This is a genomic window from Flavobacterium reichenbachii (genome assembly GCF_002217435.1).
Lineage (GTDB): Bacteria > Bacteroidota > Bacteroidia > Flavobacteriales > Flavobacteriaceae > Flavobacterium > Flavobacterium reichenbachii.
The window spans coordinates 130,267-146,719 of record NZ_MUHF01000009.1 but is presented as its reverse complement, the minus strand read 5'-3'; the positions used below and the strand labels follow the sequence as shown (position 1 = coordinate 146,719).

The window sequence follows — 16,453 nt, the reverse complement described above, 5'->3', positions numbered from 1 at the left end:
GCTGTAAAATCATTGCTTTTTTATTTAATTAAAAGCTTATTTACTTCACTCGATTTTTATAATCTTTTTAATGTATCAGGAAATATTATACTAACTCTTTTATACTTTTCTATTACGATACTTTTAGTTGAAAATGCAGAAATATAAAATTAATAAAGAAAATTTTGTTGTATTGATCTCAGATTAAAATTTAAAAACCTGCAATTATAAAAAAGCCTCCAAATAGTATTTAACTTTTTTGGAGGCTTTTTAAAATGAAGCATTTTTTATAACAATGCGAATAACTTATTCTGAAACTGTTTTTACTTTATAACCATAAGCTCCAAAAGAAAGTATAATCAAGAAACAAACTAGTGGAATAATGTATCCCGACTGAATATCGTCATGATTCATATCGATTAAAGTTCCCATTCCGTAAGGAATGATTGCTCCACCTACAATTGACATTACCAGCCAGGAAGATCCTGTTTCAGTATTTGATTTTAGTCCCTTAATTCCCAAAGAGAAAATCGTCGGAAACATAATAGACATGAAAAATCCGATTCCTCCAAGCGCATAGATAACTACAATTCCAGAACCGTAAATAGCCACTAGACATAGCACCACACTCATTACACAATAAATTGAAAGCAGTACATAATCTTTTACATATTTTAAAAAGAAAGTACCAATAAAGCGTCCTGCCATAAAAAGGAAACCATAAATTCCTAAGTAATATCCAGCTGTTTTTTCGTCTAATCCGGCACCTTGCTGTGCGATACGAATAAAGAAACTCGTAATACAAACTTGTGCACCAACGTAGAAAAATTGTGCTACAACTGCCCAGCTTAAATGCGTAAATTTTAAAACAGAGAAAAAACCAGGTTTAACTTCGGTTTCTGTATGAGCTGTCTTCATTGAAGGAAGTTGTACAAAGTAGAATATTATCGCAACCAAAACCAATATAGTTCCTAATACGATATAAGGCATTTTTACAGATGCTGCTTCTCCTAGTAAATAAGCTGCTTTTTCAGCTTCCGGCATTGCTGCCATTTGTTCTGGTGTATGATTTGTACCCGAAAGTATAAATAATGAACCTACAATTGGCGCAACCATTGCTGCTAATCCGTTGAAAGAAGCTGCAAGATTTAATCTTTTTGAAGATGATTCTGCTGGTCCTAAAATAGCTGCGTAAGGATTTGCGCTTGTTTCGAGAATTGTTAATCCGCATCCAATTACAAATAAAGCAAATAAGAACAGTTCATAAGTTCTCGTGTTAGCAGCCGGTACAAATAAAAAGGCTCCTACAGCAAAAACTAATAATCCTGTTATAATACTGTTTTTGTAGCCAAATCTTTTGATTAGCATTCCCGCAGGAATCGCCATAATAAAGTAAGCAAAGAATACTGAAGTATCAATTAAGGTAGATTGACGGTTGTTTAATTCACAGGCTTTTTTGAGGTGCGGAATCAAAACAGAATCTAGATTGTGTGCCATTCCCCAAAGGAAAAATAGGCAGGTAACTAGAATAAATGGTAAAAGATATTGATTTGCTTTTCCGCCTTCTGTCGGAACTTCATGCTGATCGCCTGCTTGGTTTGTAATTTGCATTAGATATTTTTTTTAGTTAATGTTTTTAAGTTTGAAAGGTTCAAAGCAACAAAGGTTCAAAGTAAGAAACCTCTGTTCCTTTGTTGCTTTGAACCTTTGTCCCTAGAAGAAAATTATTTTTTCTTCACAAGCAATAGATGATCACATACCAAAACGACTTCGCCGCGTTGATTAATGATTTCAACGTGTTCAGTTACGGCGCCCATTTCAGGATTTTTTGCTTCTCCTTTTTCAGAAATAGTAATTTCAGAATGAATTGTATCGCCTATGTGAACAGGTTTTACAAAACGCATTTTGTCATAACCTCTTGAAAAAGCCTCTGGATTTATTTCCGAAGCCGTTAATCCGATTCCAATACTGAAAATCATAGTTCCATGTGCAATTCGCTGTCCAAATGGCTGTGTTTTGCACCATTCTTCATCCATATGATGTGGGAAGAAATCTCCCGTATGTCCGGCATGAACCACAAAATCAGTTTCGGTTATGGTTCTCCCTACAGTTACTCGTTTATCGTCGATTTGGTAATCTTCGAAAAATGTCGATTTAAAATACATATATTATTTTATTTTGAAAGCTGTAAAATCAAAAGTTATAAAGTCAATTGACTTTGAACTTTAAGACTTCGACTTTCGACTTAAATTATAATTCTTCTAATGAAATTCCTCCGCCATTACTGCTTTTATAGCAAGCTTCTACGACTTTCATTGTACCTAATACATCTTGCACGCTCGCAGACAATATTTTGTCTGATCCTTCTTTATAACGCATCAAATTAGACATTGCTCCAATAAATGCTTCAGGAAACCAAGAGCCTTCTAGTTTTAGTTCTTTCCATTCGTATTCATTTTCACCTTCTTTTACAGGCAGAGCATATTCAAAAACGTCAGGAAGACCGTCAGGATAATTCATTAACAATCCCATTTTTGCCTTAACGGCACCTTTTGTTCCTTCCCATTTTATATAACTTTCTTCGTGTTTTGGTCCAAAATGATGATCGTGATTTGTATTGATCACCACATGCATATTTTCGCCGTAATCCAGAATTATGGTTGAGCGGCTCGAAGATAGTTTTTTTAATGGATGTTTGGCAGTTTTTGCCATAACACTTTTTGGGTTTCCAAGGAAAGAACGTATACAGTCAATATAATGCACACTGTGAAAAAGAATTTCCAATCTCGGATGTTCTTTTATCAAAGGAAACAACTCCCAAGGTGTATTAACAGTCACTTTAAATTCTAAATCGTACAACTCACCAATGATTCCCTCATTAATAAGATAACGGGCAGCGCTGACAAAAGAAGCAAATCTAAGCTGGAAATTGATTGCCGCAACTAAATTTTTTCTTTCGCATACTGCAACAATTTCGCGTGCCTGAGCCAAATCATTCCCCATTGGTTTCTGAATCAAAACTGCAGCACCATTGGGTAATTGTTCTAAGATTTCGATATATTGATCGGGTAAAACCGTGATATCATAAACCGCATTTTTGGGTGCATTTTTTACTGCTTCGGCAACATTTTCAAAAACATGTTCGATTTTGAACTGTTTTGCCAAATCATGAGCTTTAGAAATCGTTCTGTTAGTAATGCCAAAAACAGTAAAACCAGCCATTTCGTAAGCTGGTAAATGAGCATCTTTTACGATACCGCTTGCCCCGATAATGATAATCGGCTGCTGGGTTTCGGGCAGTAAAGGTTTATATGGAATATTCATATTCATTGTAATTTTTGAATATTAATTTGTGTTTCTTTTAATAATTTTTCTGAAGTTACATCAGTTTCTATTGCTTTTAAAACCATTTGATCAATCAATTCGGCAACTTTTGGCCAGATTGGTGTTTGCGGCAGTGTAAGCGAATTTTCGTGCAGCATTTCCAATTTATGGTAATACGGAATCAAGGTATTAATTTCGGGATCTTTCCAAGTTGATTTTCGGCATCCAATACCGCCTTCTGTCGTTAATAGTTTGTCGCTTTCTGTACTTGTGGCAAATCTTAAAAAGTCGTAAGCGAGCTGTTTATGTTTACTTCCTGAACCAATTGTGTAAAGCCAATATACATTTAAAGAAGCCGTTTTATGATTTTGATCGTGCGGAAGCGCTGCAATATCAACTTTGCCTTTTACTTTAGATTCTTCGATCACCTCGCACATAGAAGCAAATCCGAACCAATTGACTGCCATTGCAGCCTGCCCTTCGGCGAAAGCCATACCTGCTTCTACAGAACCAAATTTTTTAGATTTCGGATGTACAACTGCTGTGTTATTGACAATATTTCGATAAAAATTTAAAGCCAGAACAGCTTCATTATGATCGATATCAATTTGATTTTTTTCATTTAATAAAGAACCGCCCCTCGTCCATAATTGGAGACAGAAATCGAAAACCATATTATGACCGTCGGGATAATTTGCGAAAACCACACCATAAAAATTTTCATCCGGGCGATTAAAAAATGCGGCAATATTGGTAAATTCTTCCCATGTTTTTGGTGGAGAAAGTTCACTGCCAAATTGCTTTCTGAAGTTTTCCTTCTCTACGGGATTTTCAAATAAATCTTTTCTATAGATAAGACATTCAGGACCGTCGTGAAAAGGAAGTCCAAAAGTACCATTGTTAAGCTGCTGTAAGTGAAGTAAAGAATTGTGCCATCCCTCAGGATAATTTTCCGGCGGATTTTGACTTATTAATGAGGTTAAATCGAGAACCGCTTTTTCGTTTGCTGCATCAAAAATCCAATCGGTATTAAGATGTGCAATATCCCAATCTCCGTTCTGCAGTCCTTTTTTTGCAATGGTTTCTACATACAGATTGTGCAGCTCATACGGAATCATTTCTGCCTCAATTTCAATATTGTGTTTCAGGCAGAAAGCATCCCACAGCTTTTGCAGTGTACTTTCAAATGGATCAAATTTTCTAACAGCGATTCTTAATTTTTCCATTAACAGTCAATAAATTCTTTAATAATTTTCTCGTTGTCCTGACCTAATTTTGGAGATCCTTTGCCGGAAGTCAGATACTCGCCGTCAATTTTTATAGGGCAGCGTGTTGTTTTATAATTGTACCCGTCCAGCATTTCAACTTGCTGCGTAAAGTTCAAAACTTTAAAACCATTTTCTTCAAATAATTGCTGATAGTTTAAAACCCCTGCACACCAAATGTCTGCCGGTTCTAAAATATCCAGCCAGAATTGTGTTTCCTGCGATTGTAAATGATCGGCCAAAATGTTTTTTATCTCGTCTCTAAGCCCAAATTTATTTTCAGGAAATGCTAATAAAGCATCACATTTAAGTAAAGAAGCCAAAACAGGAATTGATCCCATAGCCAGTGCTAAATAGCCGTTTTGAGTTTTGTAAATTCCGTATGGCGCTCCTAAATAGGCGTGTGCGTTATTCGTTTTTGTTCGAACGGGAAGTTCACCGCCGTCATTAAAAAAAGTAGTAATGGTTTCAAATTGAAAATCAAAAGCAGATTCGAGCATACTAACCTTAATTTGAGCTCCAATATTATGAGTTGCTTTTCTGTATAATGCAGCCAAAATTCCTTGTGCCAAATGCGCTCCGGCAAGCATATCTACAATCGATAATCCCATTGGTACTGGACCGTCTTCCTGATTACCGCTTAACCAGGTCAATGCTGTTAAAGATTGTAAAAGCAAATCCTGACCCGGTAAATCTTTCAAGTCTGGATGTTCTCCAAAACCCGAAATCGAAGCGTAAATCACATTTGGATTAATACTTTTTACTTCCTCATAACTCAAACCAATGCGTTCCATAACTCCAGGTCTGAAATTATGCATTATAACATCAGCTTTAGCTAATAATTTTTTTAATTTGTGAAGTTCCTCCGGCTGTTTAAAATCAATCGCAAAGGATTCTTTGTTTCTGTTGATGGTATGAAAAACAGACGATTCGCCATTCATAATCAAATCAGAAGTATATAAGGTTCGGCAGATATCTCCCGTTCCAGGTTTCTCAATTTTTATCACACGCGCTCCCAAATCTGCCAAACGTAAACTCGCTGACGGACCAGAAAGAAACTGACTGAAATCTACAATTAAATAATCTTCTAATGGCTTCATCTTTTGTTTAATCGTTTATTTGTTTAATCGTTTTTATTCAACAATTAAAATCTAATTTTGATCTGCTGAAATCCTTTAAAATCTGCGTGAAAAAATCTTTGCGCAAAAATTATTTCACGCAGATTTGCACAGATTGGGGCAGATTTACACAGATTTTAATTTAAGCTGTTGATTATTATCTTGCTTGAATAAACTCTTTGTGTATATTCAAATTATCCTGACCAACTTTTGGTGCTGCTTTTTCACTTAATAAAATTTCGCCGTCTAACTGAATCGGACTTCTGGTTGTTACCAAAGTTTCGCCTTCGGTATTTTTTACGGTTTGTTTCAGCTGTAATTCATTCACAAAAGGCTGTTTGTCTAATTCTTCGTAATTAAAAACTTTACCGCACCAAATACCTTCTTTTTGAAGGATTTCAATCCAATAATCAGAAGTTTGCGTTTGAATTCTTTCGCTTAAAATTGTTCTTATTTCGTCTCGTTTTTCAAACCAAAGATGCTTATCGGCATATTGGCTTAAATCTAAACCTAATGTTTTTCCGATGAAAAGCAAATCTCCCATCGCAAGAGATAAATAACCATTTTGTGTTGGATAAACGCCGTAAGGAGCACTTAAAAATGCGTGCGCACTTCCTTTAATATCGCCTCTTTCAGGTAATTGACCTCCATCATTTAGGAAAGAAGTAATGGCTTCAAATTGAACGTCAAGGATAGATTCTAATAAACTTACTTCTACCAAAACACCTTTTTTAGTTTTGGCTCTTTTAAGAAGTGCTGCTAAAATTCCCTGTACAAAATGATTCCCGCACATTAAATCGGCTACGGCCAAACCGAAAGGAACGGGACCTTGACTTTTACGTCCGCTCAGCCAGCTCAATCCAGAAAGAGATTGCAGTAATAAATCTTGTCCTGGTTTTTTGGCCCACGGACCTTCATTTCCGTAACCTGTGATAGTTCCGTATATAATCTGCGGATTTATTGAAAGCGTTTTTTCAAAATCCAAACCTATTTTTTCCATTACACCCGGTCTGAAATTATGCGTCATAATATCTGCCTTTTCGATTAGTTTTTTGATTAAAACCAAATCGTCTGGATTTTTTAAATCGGCTGCAAAAGATTCCTTGTTTCTATTAATGGTATGAAAAAGCAGACTGCTGTCGTCGACAAATAAATCTTTAATACTCAATTGTCTGCAAGCTTCACCTTTTACAGGACGTTCGATTTTGATGACGCGTGCGCCTAAATCTGCCAGTTTTAATCCAGCAGAAGGCCCTGCCAAAAATTGACAGAATTCTAAAACAATTAATCCTTCTAAAGGCTTCATATTGTCTGAATTTTTAAAGATTCCGCGTAAAGCGAATTCATTTCTTCTAATACTTTTAATTCGTCTCCGCCATTCATTAAATAATTACGAACCACATCTCCGGCATGATCCTGAAAATACATATGTCCGTAATATCTCGGACGAAGGAATGCACGTTGTAATGTAGGTAATGTATTTTTGAAATAATTATGCGTCAGTGTATTGATTCTCTCGCTTTTCCAAGCCTGAAGATGTCCTGGCTGACCGCCATTATCGGTATAAATATTCTGCTGAATTTGAGATGAACCTGTAAATTCTGCATATTTTATGGCTTCATTAATATTCTGACTGAACGAAGAAACGGCTAAACCAGTTCCGCCCAAAGAAGAAATCATCGGCTGATCATTCAAACGTACTAAATCGTAAAAATGTAAAAGTTTGCGGCTGTAACCAATTCTCGAATAATTAGAATATCCGTAAGCAAAAGGGCAATAGGCAATTTCGTCTGAATTGACCATCGCTTCATAAACCTGAATTGGATTACGGTTAAAATTAGCAGGATCAATTAATTGGGCTAATTCTCTAAACATTTGAAGCGCTTTTTTTCCAGTCGATTCAGAAATTACTTTTTCTTCAGAAAGAAAAGGAGCTTCGCCCAAACTGCAGCAAAACATATAGAAACTCATTAAAACATCTACCGGAATTCCGGCAAAAGCAACCAACCCTTTTTTTGCTAATGCTAACAAATCATCGTAAGTTTTTGGAACTTCTAAATTGTTTTTTTCTAAAAGATCCAGTCGGGCAGAAGCAACCGGAGTTGCAGCATCTATAGGAAGCGCCCATAATTTATCGTGAAAAACGTAACTGCCGTAAGACTTTCCAACAGTATTAATTTCTTGATCTTTAATATATTCTTTTGATAAATAATCAGATAACGGAAGAATTGCTTTGGTCTGCGCTCCAAAACCTGTCCAAGGATGATCGATAACCAGCAAGTCAAATCTTTTGGCTAAATCTTCGATAGAAGCATCGGCAAATTCTTGTAAACTTCTCTTTTCCCATGAAATTTCTATTTCAGGATTCAATTCGGTAAAACGCTGTGATGTTGCAACCATTGGAAGTAAACCTCGGGTGTGATTCCAAGTTATGCCTTTTAATTTTATCATTTTATAGGGATTAAATGTAGTGATGTAGTACGATAAATAATAAATGTAAAAATTACAATTACAAAAATAGAAATAAGATTGAAATTCACAAGGAAAGCCGTGTTTAAACAGTGGTTTTTTTTACATTAATAGAATATTACTGATAAAATTTTTACAATACACTCAAAAAATGTTATAATATTTTGAACTATGATTATTTTAACATCTTGTAATTAAAATATATCTCAGATTTTAATTTTTAAAAATTACTTTTGTAATTGTATTTTTTACATTTATTATTTTTTCTTTGTTTTAAAGACTGCAATGAAAAAATAAGAGTCATTTTTTGAAAAAAGATCTATTTTATTTTTCGATTTAGAGCGTATAACTAATAATAAGAAACATAAACCAAAACGATGAAATATATTGTTTGCGAGAAGCCTCAGGAATTTTTATTAAAAGAAACCAATATCCCAGAACCTAAAGAAGGCGAAGTATTATTGAAAATTAAAAGAATCGGAATATGCGGAACCGATATTCACGCTTTTGGCGGCACGCAGCCTTATTTTGAATATCCAAGAATTTTAGGCCACGAATTGGCTGCAGAATACATAAAAGGAAATGCTGAAGGATTTAAACCGGGAGATAAAGTAACTTTTATTCCCTATTTCAATTGCGGAAAATGTGTAGCCTGCAGAAATGGATTAACGAACTGCTGTGTAAATATTAAAGTATTTGGAGTTCATATTGACGGCGGAATGGCAGAATATGTTGCAATTCCAGAACAATATTTATTGCACGGTCAGGGTTTAGATTATGATGAACTGGCTTTGGTTGAACCATTGGCAATTGCGGCGCACGGCGTAAGAAGAGCAGCTGTTAAAGCTACCGATACCGTTTTGGTAATGGGAGCAGGACCAATCGGAATTGGTCTGATTCAGTTTGCGAAAATCGCTGGCGCAAAAGTAATTGTGATGGACATCAACGATTACAGATTGAATTTCTGTAAAACAGAATTGAATGCTGATGAAACGATAAATCCGTTAAATGAAGATGTTGCCCAAAGATTAGCCGAAATTACCAACGGAGATATGGCCAATGTGGTAATTGATGCGACTGGAAATCAGAAAGTAATGAACAGCGCTTTTAATTATATTTCGCATGGCGGAAGATTTGTTTTGGTTGGACTGCAAAAAGGAGAATTAAGTTTCAGCCATCCCGATTTTCATAAAAGAGAATCTACTTTGATGAGCAGCAGAAATGCGACGATTGAAGATTTTGAATATGTAATGAAATGTTTGAAAGAAGGAAAAATTGATCCGAAGAAATACATCACACACAGGACCAGTTTTTCTGAAATGATTACAGATTTTGGAAAGCTGATTGATCCTAAAAATAACGTAATAAAAGCGTTAATAGAAATAGAGTAAGAAGAAACCTAACAGGTTTCTAAAACCTGTTAGGTTTACTCGATAACCAGAATTGGTTGATCCGAAAAATAACGTAATCAAAGCGTTAATAGAAATAGAATAACATTGCAGTTAAAGTTTTTAACACATAGAAACATAGGTTTTTTAGTTTTAAAAAAGTAAATCAAAAGAAACAAGTTTCTCACACATAGCTATGTTTGTTAATTCAAGTGAAACGCCTTTTAAGAGTTTCAAAGACTATGTTTCTATGTGTTATAATAATTTGTAACTGTAATTAATTAAGAAAGAAATGGATTTAAACTTAAAAAATAAAATTGTTGTCGTTTCCGGTTCGGCTGGAAAGGAAGGCAGTATCGGAGAAACAATCATCAACAGACTTGCCGATGAAGGTGCGATTCCGGTTTTGCTAGATCGCAATGCCAGAGGTTTTGCTTACGCGGAAAAACTTCAGCAAAGAGGTATTGATTCTTTATTTGTACAGACTGATGTTACAGATCCAGTTGAAATCGAAAATGCAGTACTACAAATCGCAGCAAAATATGGCAGAATTGATGCCGTAATCAATAATGTCGGAGTAAATGACGGAGCAGGATTAGATTCTAGTTACGAAGATTTTATGAATTCGTTGAAATTGAATGTTGTAAGTTACTTTTTGCTTGTAAAATATGCATTGCCTTATTTGAAAGAATCAAAAGGAAATATTCTAAATATAGGTTCAAAAGTCGCTTTAACAGGACAGGGCGGGACTTCTGGTTACGCTGCTGCGAAAGGCGGTGTTTTGGGTTTAACGAGAGAATGGGCAGTAGATTTAATTCAGTACGGCATTCGTTCCAATGCGATTATTATTGCAGAAAGTTATACTCCGGCATACGAAGACTGGATTAAAACATTGCCAGACGGCGAAACCGTTCTAAATAAAATCAATAAAAGTATTCCGTTAGAAAGCCGAATGACCAAGACGGAAGAAATTGCAGATACAGCGCTTTTTATCATTTCAGAAAAATCATCACATACTACTGGACAATTTGTTTTTGTGGATGGAGGTTACGTACATTTAGACCGTGCTTTAATCAGCGATGTAAATTAAGAAATTATGAGTAAAAGAATTGATTCCCACCAGCATTTTTGGAAGTTTGATCCCGTTCGAGACAGCTGGATTGATGAAACAATGCAGGAAATTCAGAGAGATTTCCTTCCAGAAGATTTGCAGCCTTTATTAAACGCTAATCAGTTTGAAGGCTGTGTGGCAGTTCAGGCCAGTCAATCTGAAGAAGAGACCCATTTTTTGCTGGATTTAGCCTCTAAAAATGATTTCATTAAAGGAGTTGTCGGCTGGGTAGATTTGAGAAATGAAAATATAGAAGAACGTTTAAGTTTCTTCTCAAATAAGAAAAAACTAAAAGGTTTTAGACATGTTGTACAAGGTGAACCGGACGATTTTATGTATGGAGCAGCTTTTAGAAGAGGAATTGAAGCCTTAAAACCTTTTAATTATACGTATGATATTTTGATTTTTGAACGTCAATTGCCTGCTGCATTAAGCTTAGTAAAAGATTTTCCAGATCAGAAATTTGTGATAGATCATATTGCAAAACCGAATATCAAATCAGGAAGCATTGATTTGTGGAAAAGCGGCATTGAAGAAATTGCAAAACACGAAAATGTATGGTGCAAAATCTCAGGAATGGTGACAGAAGCCGATTGGAAAAACTGGAAACCGGAAGATTTAAAACCATATCTGGATGTTATTTTTGAAAACTTTTCGACTGATAAATTGATGTACGGATCAGACTGGCCAGTTGTAAATGTAGCTTCAGATTATCATGAAGTGGTTAAAACTTTAGAGGATTATATTTCGAAGTTTTCGATTGGAGATCAAAATAAAATTTGGTTTGAAAATGCTAATGAGTTTTATAATTTAAATGGATAACATTTAATTTTAGAATATAAAAAAAGCGTGAAATCTATAATTTCACGCTTTTTTTGCTCTTTATCAAAGTTAAAAATCTTGACAAAGATTTTTATTTGTAAAATTGTCAAACATAGCCCGCGGTTTTAACAACGGGAAACATTACGTTACGTAACAATACGTTGCGTATCGATATTACACACAACGGTTGAAACCACGTGGTATGTTTTGAGATTATTTTTTTAAAACTTAACCGCTTTCTTAGGCACACTTTTATCAACAGTCGTCGTCTTAGAAAAATTTACCGGAGAACCGCTTAAATCAATATTTGCAGAAGCTTCACCATTTATGGTAACAGCCTGAGATGAATTGGCACTAAATTCTATATTTTTTAAAGACAGATTTTTGGCATTATAGATTTCAAATGCATTTTTGTCTTCAATATCCAATTTGGCGTTTGTAATTTTAATTCCTTTTGCATCAATTATAGAAAAACCTTTTTGAGATTTTGAGATCAAGTTAGAGATTTCGATATTTTCTAAATTCATTTCAGGAAGACCTTGCAAAAATACAGCCTGTTGAGCGCCTTTTATCGTTACGTTTTTAATCGAAATGTTTTTAAATTGAGGAGTTTCAATAGTTACGGGCATTGCTTTATTAACGATTTTATCACCGCCTTCTTCCAACGTTTCTGCAATAGATTTACCGCCGTAATAAAGGTTAAATGAAATCGCTTGTGACGGAATATCAGTCATGTAAATATCAGAGATATAAATATTTTCTACCACACCGCCGCGACCGCGATTGCTTTTAAAACGTAAACCAACATCAGTTCCCATAAAAGTACAGTTTGAAACATGAAGATTTTTTACACCGCCCGACATTTCACTTCCCACTGTTACACCGCCGTGACCGTGATAAACGATATTGTTTTTTACGATGATATTCTCGCATGCAACACCTCTTTCGCGTCCGTCTTTATCTTTTCCTGATTTAATGCAGATTGCATCGTCACCCACATCAAAACTAGAATTTTCTACGATTACATTTTTGCAGGATTCTACGTCAAGTCCGTCACCGTTTTGAGAATACCAAGGATTACGAACAGTAGTATTTCTCACAATCAAATCTTCTACCATTAAAGGATGAATATTCCAAGCTGGTGAATTTTGAAAAACCGGACCGTCAAATAAAACTCTTTTACTGTTTTGAATACTCACCATAACCGGACGTAAAAAATCATGAATTTTTTCAAATTCTTCTTTTGTCTTTAGGTCCAGACGCACATTTTGATCTGCACCTTTAGAGGCATTCATAAAAACTTCAGAAGGATACCAGCTTGTTTTCTTTTCATTCAAAACACCGCCGGAAGCAATCACTTTTTTCCATTGGCTTTCTGTTAGTTTGTCTTTTTTAACCTGTCTCCAAACTTCTCCGGAACCATCCCATACACCATTTCCTGTAAAGGCGATGTTTTCCAGATTTTTGCCATAAATAGGCGAGATGCATCTCCAGGTATTTAAACCTTCAAAACTGGTTTCTATAAGCGGATACAAACTTTTGTCTGGAGAAAATTTTATGAGAGCACCAGTTTGTGCGTGCAGTTCGATATTGCTTTTTAAGATAATTGGCCCTGTAAGCCAGATGCCTGGAGGAATAATTATTTTTCCGCCGCCTTTTTTAGAAACTGCATCTATAGCAGCTTCAAAAGCTTTAGTATTCAATACGTAACCTCCGTTTACTGCGCCAAAATCTTTTAAGTTTACAGTATTGTTTGGGATAATCGGCTCGTTGACTTTTGGCATTTTAAATTCAATATCCTTATAAGTATCATAAGAATCTGAATTTTGAGCCATAAGATTCGTGGTACAGCCAGCAAGTGCAATTGCAATTGCAAGACATAATCGGTAAATTGGTTTGGTTTTCATCTAGTAGTAAGTTTTTTGGTATTTATTCGTGATTTTTTTATTGATTGAGAAAATATATTCCTATAAAAATAAATAAATCTAAATGTAATCGATTACACAAATCTATTAAAAAATAATTATAAAACTTAATCTTGACAAAAATTTAAGAGTAATGCTTAATATCAATTCAATTGTATAATCTCTTTAATTGACGGTTAGATTTTGCTTTTCGCGAAAGCGTAAACAGGTGTGTATTGGTATCTTTTTTATTAATGAAGCAGACTTTATTAAACTTATAATTCCCAAAGTAAATAACCCCGACTGCCTAAATACAGGAGGGTACAGGATGCCAGTGATTTTATATTCTTTTAAATTGTGCCTATTATTTGGTAAAAGTGTTAAAATTACATTTATTTGTGGAATTAATAGTGCTTTAAATTAAATGCCTCGTAATTTTATCTCAAGAAAAAAATCAATACTATAAATAATGTTTTTGAATACTTTCACTAAAATGCAACTCTTTTTTTTGATAATCTGCACTTCATTTACGATGAATGCGGCTGAAATATGGGTTTCGAAAAATGGAAATGATAAAAATCCCGGAACCAAAGCAAGTCCTCTCGCTACGATACAAACAGCTGTTAGAAACGCACGCGAATTAAGAAGATTAAAAGATGCTTCTATAAAAGACGGTATTCGAATTATTGTGATGGATGGAACGCATTTTTTGAATGAACCATTATTTATAAGACCAGAAGATTCTGGAACTGCAGAAAGTCCGACAACAATTGAAGCCGATGCAAATGCAAAACCCATTATAAGCGGTGGAATTGAAATCAAAAACTGGAAAAAAGTCAACGTTTTAAATGGTAAAAAAGGAACATTTTGGGTTGCAGATGCACCTCAAAAAGCCGGTTCGCTTATTAACTACAGACAATTGTGGGTAAACGGAAAAAAAGCCGTTAGAGCCAAAAATACCGCAGGAACTGCAATGGACAGAATTTTGTCGTGGGATCATGAATCGCAAACCTGCTGGATTCCGTTTAAAGATAAATCAGTTAAGTTTGAGCCGGGAATGGAAATGTTTATTGTACAATGGTGGTCAATTGCCAATCTTCGAATTAAAAATATTGAGGTACAAAAAGACAGTGCCCGACTTTCGTTTGAACAACCTGAAAGCCGAATTCAAAGCGAGCATCCATGGCCTGCACCGTGGATTTCTAAAAACAACGGAAATTCAGCCTTTCATTTAAACAATGCCCTTTCCTTATTGAACGAACCTGGTGAATGGTTTTTAGATAAAAAAAATGCAAAAATCTATTATATTCCGAGGGCAGGAGAAGAGATTAATTCGGTAAAAGTTACGGCTCCCGTTTTAGAAAACTTAGTTGAAGTAAAAGGAACGATTGATTCGCCTGTAAGCCATTTTAGATTTAAAGGAATTTCATTTCAATACAGCAATTGGCTTCGTCCGTCAGAGCAAGGACATGTGCCGTTACAGTCGGGAATGTATTTGCTGGATGCTTATAAATTGAAAGTTCCCGGAACGCCAAATCAGGCGAGTTTAGAAAATCAGGCTTGGGTTGGGAGACCTCGCGCTGCAGTTGAAGTAAATTATTCGAATAATATTCAGTTTGAATCCTGCCGTTTTGAGCATTTGTCTTCGACAGGTTTAGACTTAAATAAAGGAACGAATCACAATACCGTAAAAGGAAATTTATTTAAAGATATTGGAGGAAGTGCCATTAATGTTGGAATTTTCTCTGAAGAAGCTTTTGAGGCACATTTGCCTTTGATTATAAAAGATGAAAGAGAAATGTGTTCTGATGAAGTGATTGCTGATAATTTGATCACAAACGTAACCAATGAAGATTGGGGAACTTTGGGAATCAGTGCAGGATTCGTTAGAAATATTACTATTGAACACAACGAAATTTCGGATGTATCGTATTCTGGAATGGCAATGGGCTGGGGTTGGACGCACACGCCAAACGTGATGCAGAACAACAAAATTCTGGCGAATAAAATTCATCATTATGCCAAACATTTACATGATGTTGCAGGAATTTATACGCTTTCGGCACAGCCTAACAGCCGAATTGAAGAAAATTATATTGACAAGGTTTACAACAGTCCGTATGCACACGATCCTTTTTTATGGCTGTATTTGTATACCGATGAAGGAAGTGAAGGTTTTACGATTAAAAACAACTGGATTGCAGAGAAGAAAATCTTAAAAAACCATAATGGTCCAAAAGGAAATATTTGGGAACACAACGATCCGTATGTAAGTACTAAAATTAAAGATGCTGCCGGAATCAGAGCGCCTTATACAGCTTTAGAAAAAGAAGTTGTCGTTGATGAAAAATGGGGATTGCAGGAAATGCCAAAACCGTATGCAATTGAATTAATAGGTTCTGATTTTGATCTCGAAAAAATCAAATCGACGTTGACTGGTTTTAGAATTGTAGGTCAGGAATTGTACCAATGGAAAAATCATTTGGTTATTTACGGAAAAATGAATCAGCCGGAAAGAACAAAACGAAAACTGGCTTTGGCTTTTCCTTCTTTAGAAATTAAAATTTACGAAGATCTGGCTTACGATTTTCAAAACTTCGAAAGATGTAAAGATTCAAAACCAGCATCAGATTGGGAAAATATAGTTTTAACAGCCAATTTACCTGCTGATGAAAAACTGCAAAAAGAATATGTAGACTATCATACGACACAATTCGAAAAATGGCCAGAAGTAGCCAAAGGTTTCTGTAATGCCGATTTTCAGCAATTGCAGGTTTTAAAAAAAGACAGACAATTAATCTTGATAATCAGTATCCCAAAAGGAGAAAATCTGGATAAACTAAATCCAAAAACAACCGAAAATAATCCACGTGTCGACGATTGGAACGCCTTAATGAAAAAATACCAATCCGGAATTGAAGGCGCAAAACCAGATGAAACCTGGATTTTCTTGAATAAAGTGAATGTAGAGGAGAAAAAATAGAAGAAAGAGACAAGAAGAAAGAATTTACAGGAGAGTCAAGAAGAAAGAAAATCTACCAGATCTGCTAAATCTGCGTGAAAAAATAAAACT

The 16,453-nt window shown here is 35.2% G+C and carries 12 protein-coding genes; 4 read left to right on the top strand and 8 right to left on the bottom strand.

Annotation, left to right across the window (positions count from 1 at the left end):
• Positions 1 to 285: 285 nt before the first annotated feature.
• The 7 genes from fucP to B0A68_RS09840 all read right to left on the bottom strand — a co-directional run bounded on the left by fucP (position 286) and on the right by B0A68_RS09840 (position 8,137).
• A complete protein-coding gene (gene fucP / locus B0A68_RS09870; RefSeq protein WP_035689213.1) occupies positions 286 to 1,590 on the bottom strand; it encodes an L-fucose:H+ symporter permease in 1,305 nt (434 codons plus the stop codon).
• Positions 1,591 to 1,703: 113 nt separating this feature from the next.
• The gene (locus tag B0A68_RS09865; RefSeq protein ID WP_035689215.1) at positions 1,704 to 2,144 is read right to left on the bottom strand and encodes a MaoC/PaaZ C-terminal domain-containing protein; all 441 of its coding nucleotides are present in this window, start codon (positions 2,142 to 2,144) and stop codon (positions 1,704 to 1,706) included.
• 85 nt (positions 2,145 to 2,229) lie between these two features.
• Complete coding sequence (locus tag B0A68_RS09860) at positions 2,230 to 3,303, bottom strand: Gfo/Idh/MocA family protein (protein ID WP_035689503.1); 1,074 nt, start codon at positions 3,301 to 3,303, stop codon at positions 2,230 to 2,232.
• A 2-nt stretch (positions 3,304 to 3,305) separates the two neighbouring features.
• A complete protein-coding gene (locus B0A68_RS09855) occupies positions 3,306 to 4,529 on the bottom strand; it encodes an ABC transporter substrate-binding protein (protein ID WP_035689217.1) in 1,224 nt (407 codons plus the stop codon).
• Positions 4,529 to 5,668, bottom strand: coding sequence for a CaiB/BaiF CoA transferase family protein (locus B0A68_RS09850; protein WP_035689219.1), 1,140 nt, complete (start codon positions 5,666 to 5,668; stop codon positions 4,529 to 4,531). Before B0A68_RS09850 ends, B0A68_RS09855 begins: the two co-directional genes overlap by 1 nt.
• 175 nt (positions 5,669 to 5,843) lie before the next feature.
• Positions 5,844 to 6,992, bottom strand: coding sequence for a CaiB/BaiF CoA transferase family protein (locus tag B0A68_RS09845; protein ID WP_035689221.1), 1,149 nt, complete (start codon positions 6,990 to 6,992; stop codon positions 5,844 to 5,846).
• Positions 6,989 to 8,137, bottom strand: a complete 1,149-nt coding sequence (locus tag B0A68_RS09840; RefSeq protein ID WP_035689224.1) for an ABC transporter substrate-binding protein — start codon at positions 8,135 to 8,137, stop codon at positions 6,989 to 6,991. Before B0A68_RS09840 ends, B0A68_RS09845 begins: the two co-directional genes overlap by 4 nt.
• Positions 8,138 to 8,532: 395 nt before the next feature.
• On the opposite strand from B0A68_RS09840, the gene B0A68_RS09835 reads away from it, so the two are divergent.
• The 3 genes from B0A68_RS09835 (at position 8,533) to B0A68_RS09825 (ending at position 11,476) form a co-directional block, all read left to right on the top strand.
• Positions 8,533 to 9,546 (top strand): zinc-binding alcohol dehydrogenase family protein, encoded by a 1,014-nt coding sequence (locus B0A68_RS09835; protein WP_035689226.1) that lies wholly within the window; start codon positions 8,533 to 8,535, stop codon positions 9,544 to 9,546.
• A gap of 289 nt (positions 9,547 to 9,835) precedes the next feature.
• Entirely contained in the window at positions 9,836 to 10,633 is a 798-nt protein-coding gene (locus tag B0A68_RS09830; protein ID WP_035689229.1) for an SDR family oxidoreductase, read from the top strand.
• Between the two features lie 6 nt (positions 10,634 to 10,639).
• Positions 10,640 to 11,476, top strand: a complete 837-nt coding sequence (locus tag B0A68_RS09825; protein WP_035689232.1) for an amidohydrolase family protein — start codon at positions 10,640 to 10,642, stop codon at positions 11,474 to 11,476.
• Between the two features lie 221 nt (positions 11,477 to 11,697).
• On the opposite strand, the gene B0A68_RS09820 is transcribed toward B0A68_RS09825, so the two are convergent.
• On the bottom strand, positions 11,698 to 13,383 hold the full coding sequence (locus B0A68_RS09820) for a glycoside hydrolase family 28 protein (protein ID WP_035689235.1): 1,686 nt from the start codon (positions 13,381 to 13,383) through the stop codon (positions 11,698 to 11,700).
• A 490-nt stretch (positions 13,384 to 13,873) separates the two neighbouring features.
• On the opposite strand from B0A68_RS09820, the gene B0A68_RS09815 reads away from it, so the two are divergent.
• Complete coding sequence (locus tag B0A68_RS09815; RefSeq protein WP_243394148.1) at positions 13,874 to 16,363, top strand: L-rhamnose mutarotase; 2,490 nt, start codon at positions 13,874 to 13,876, stop codon at positions 16,361 to 16,363.
• The last annotated feature ends 90 nt before the right edge of the window (positions 16,364 to 16,453 follow it).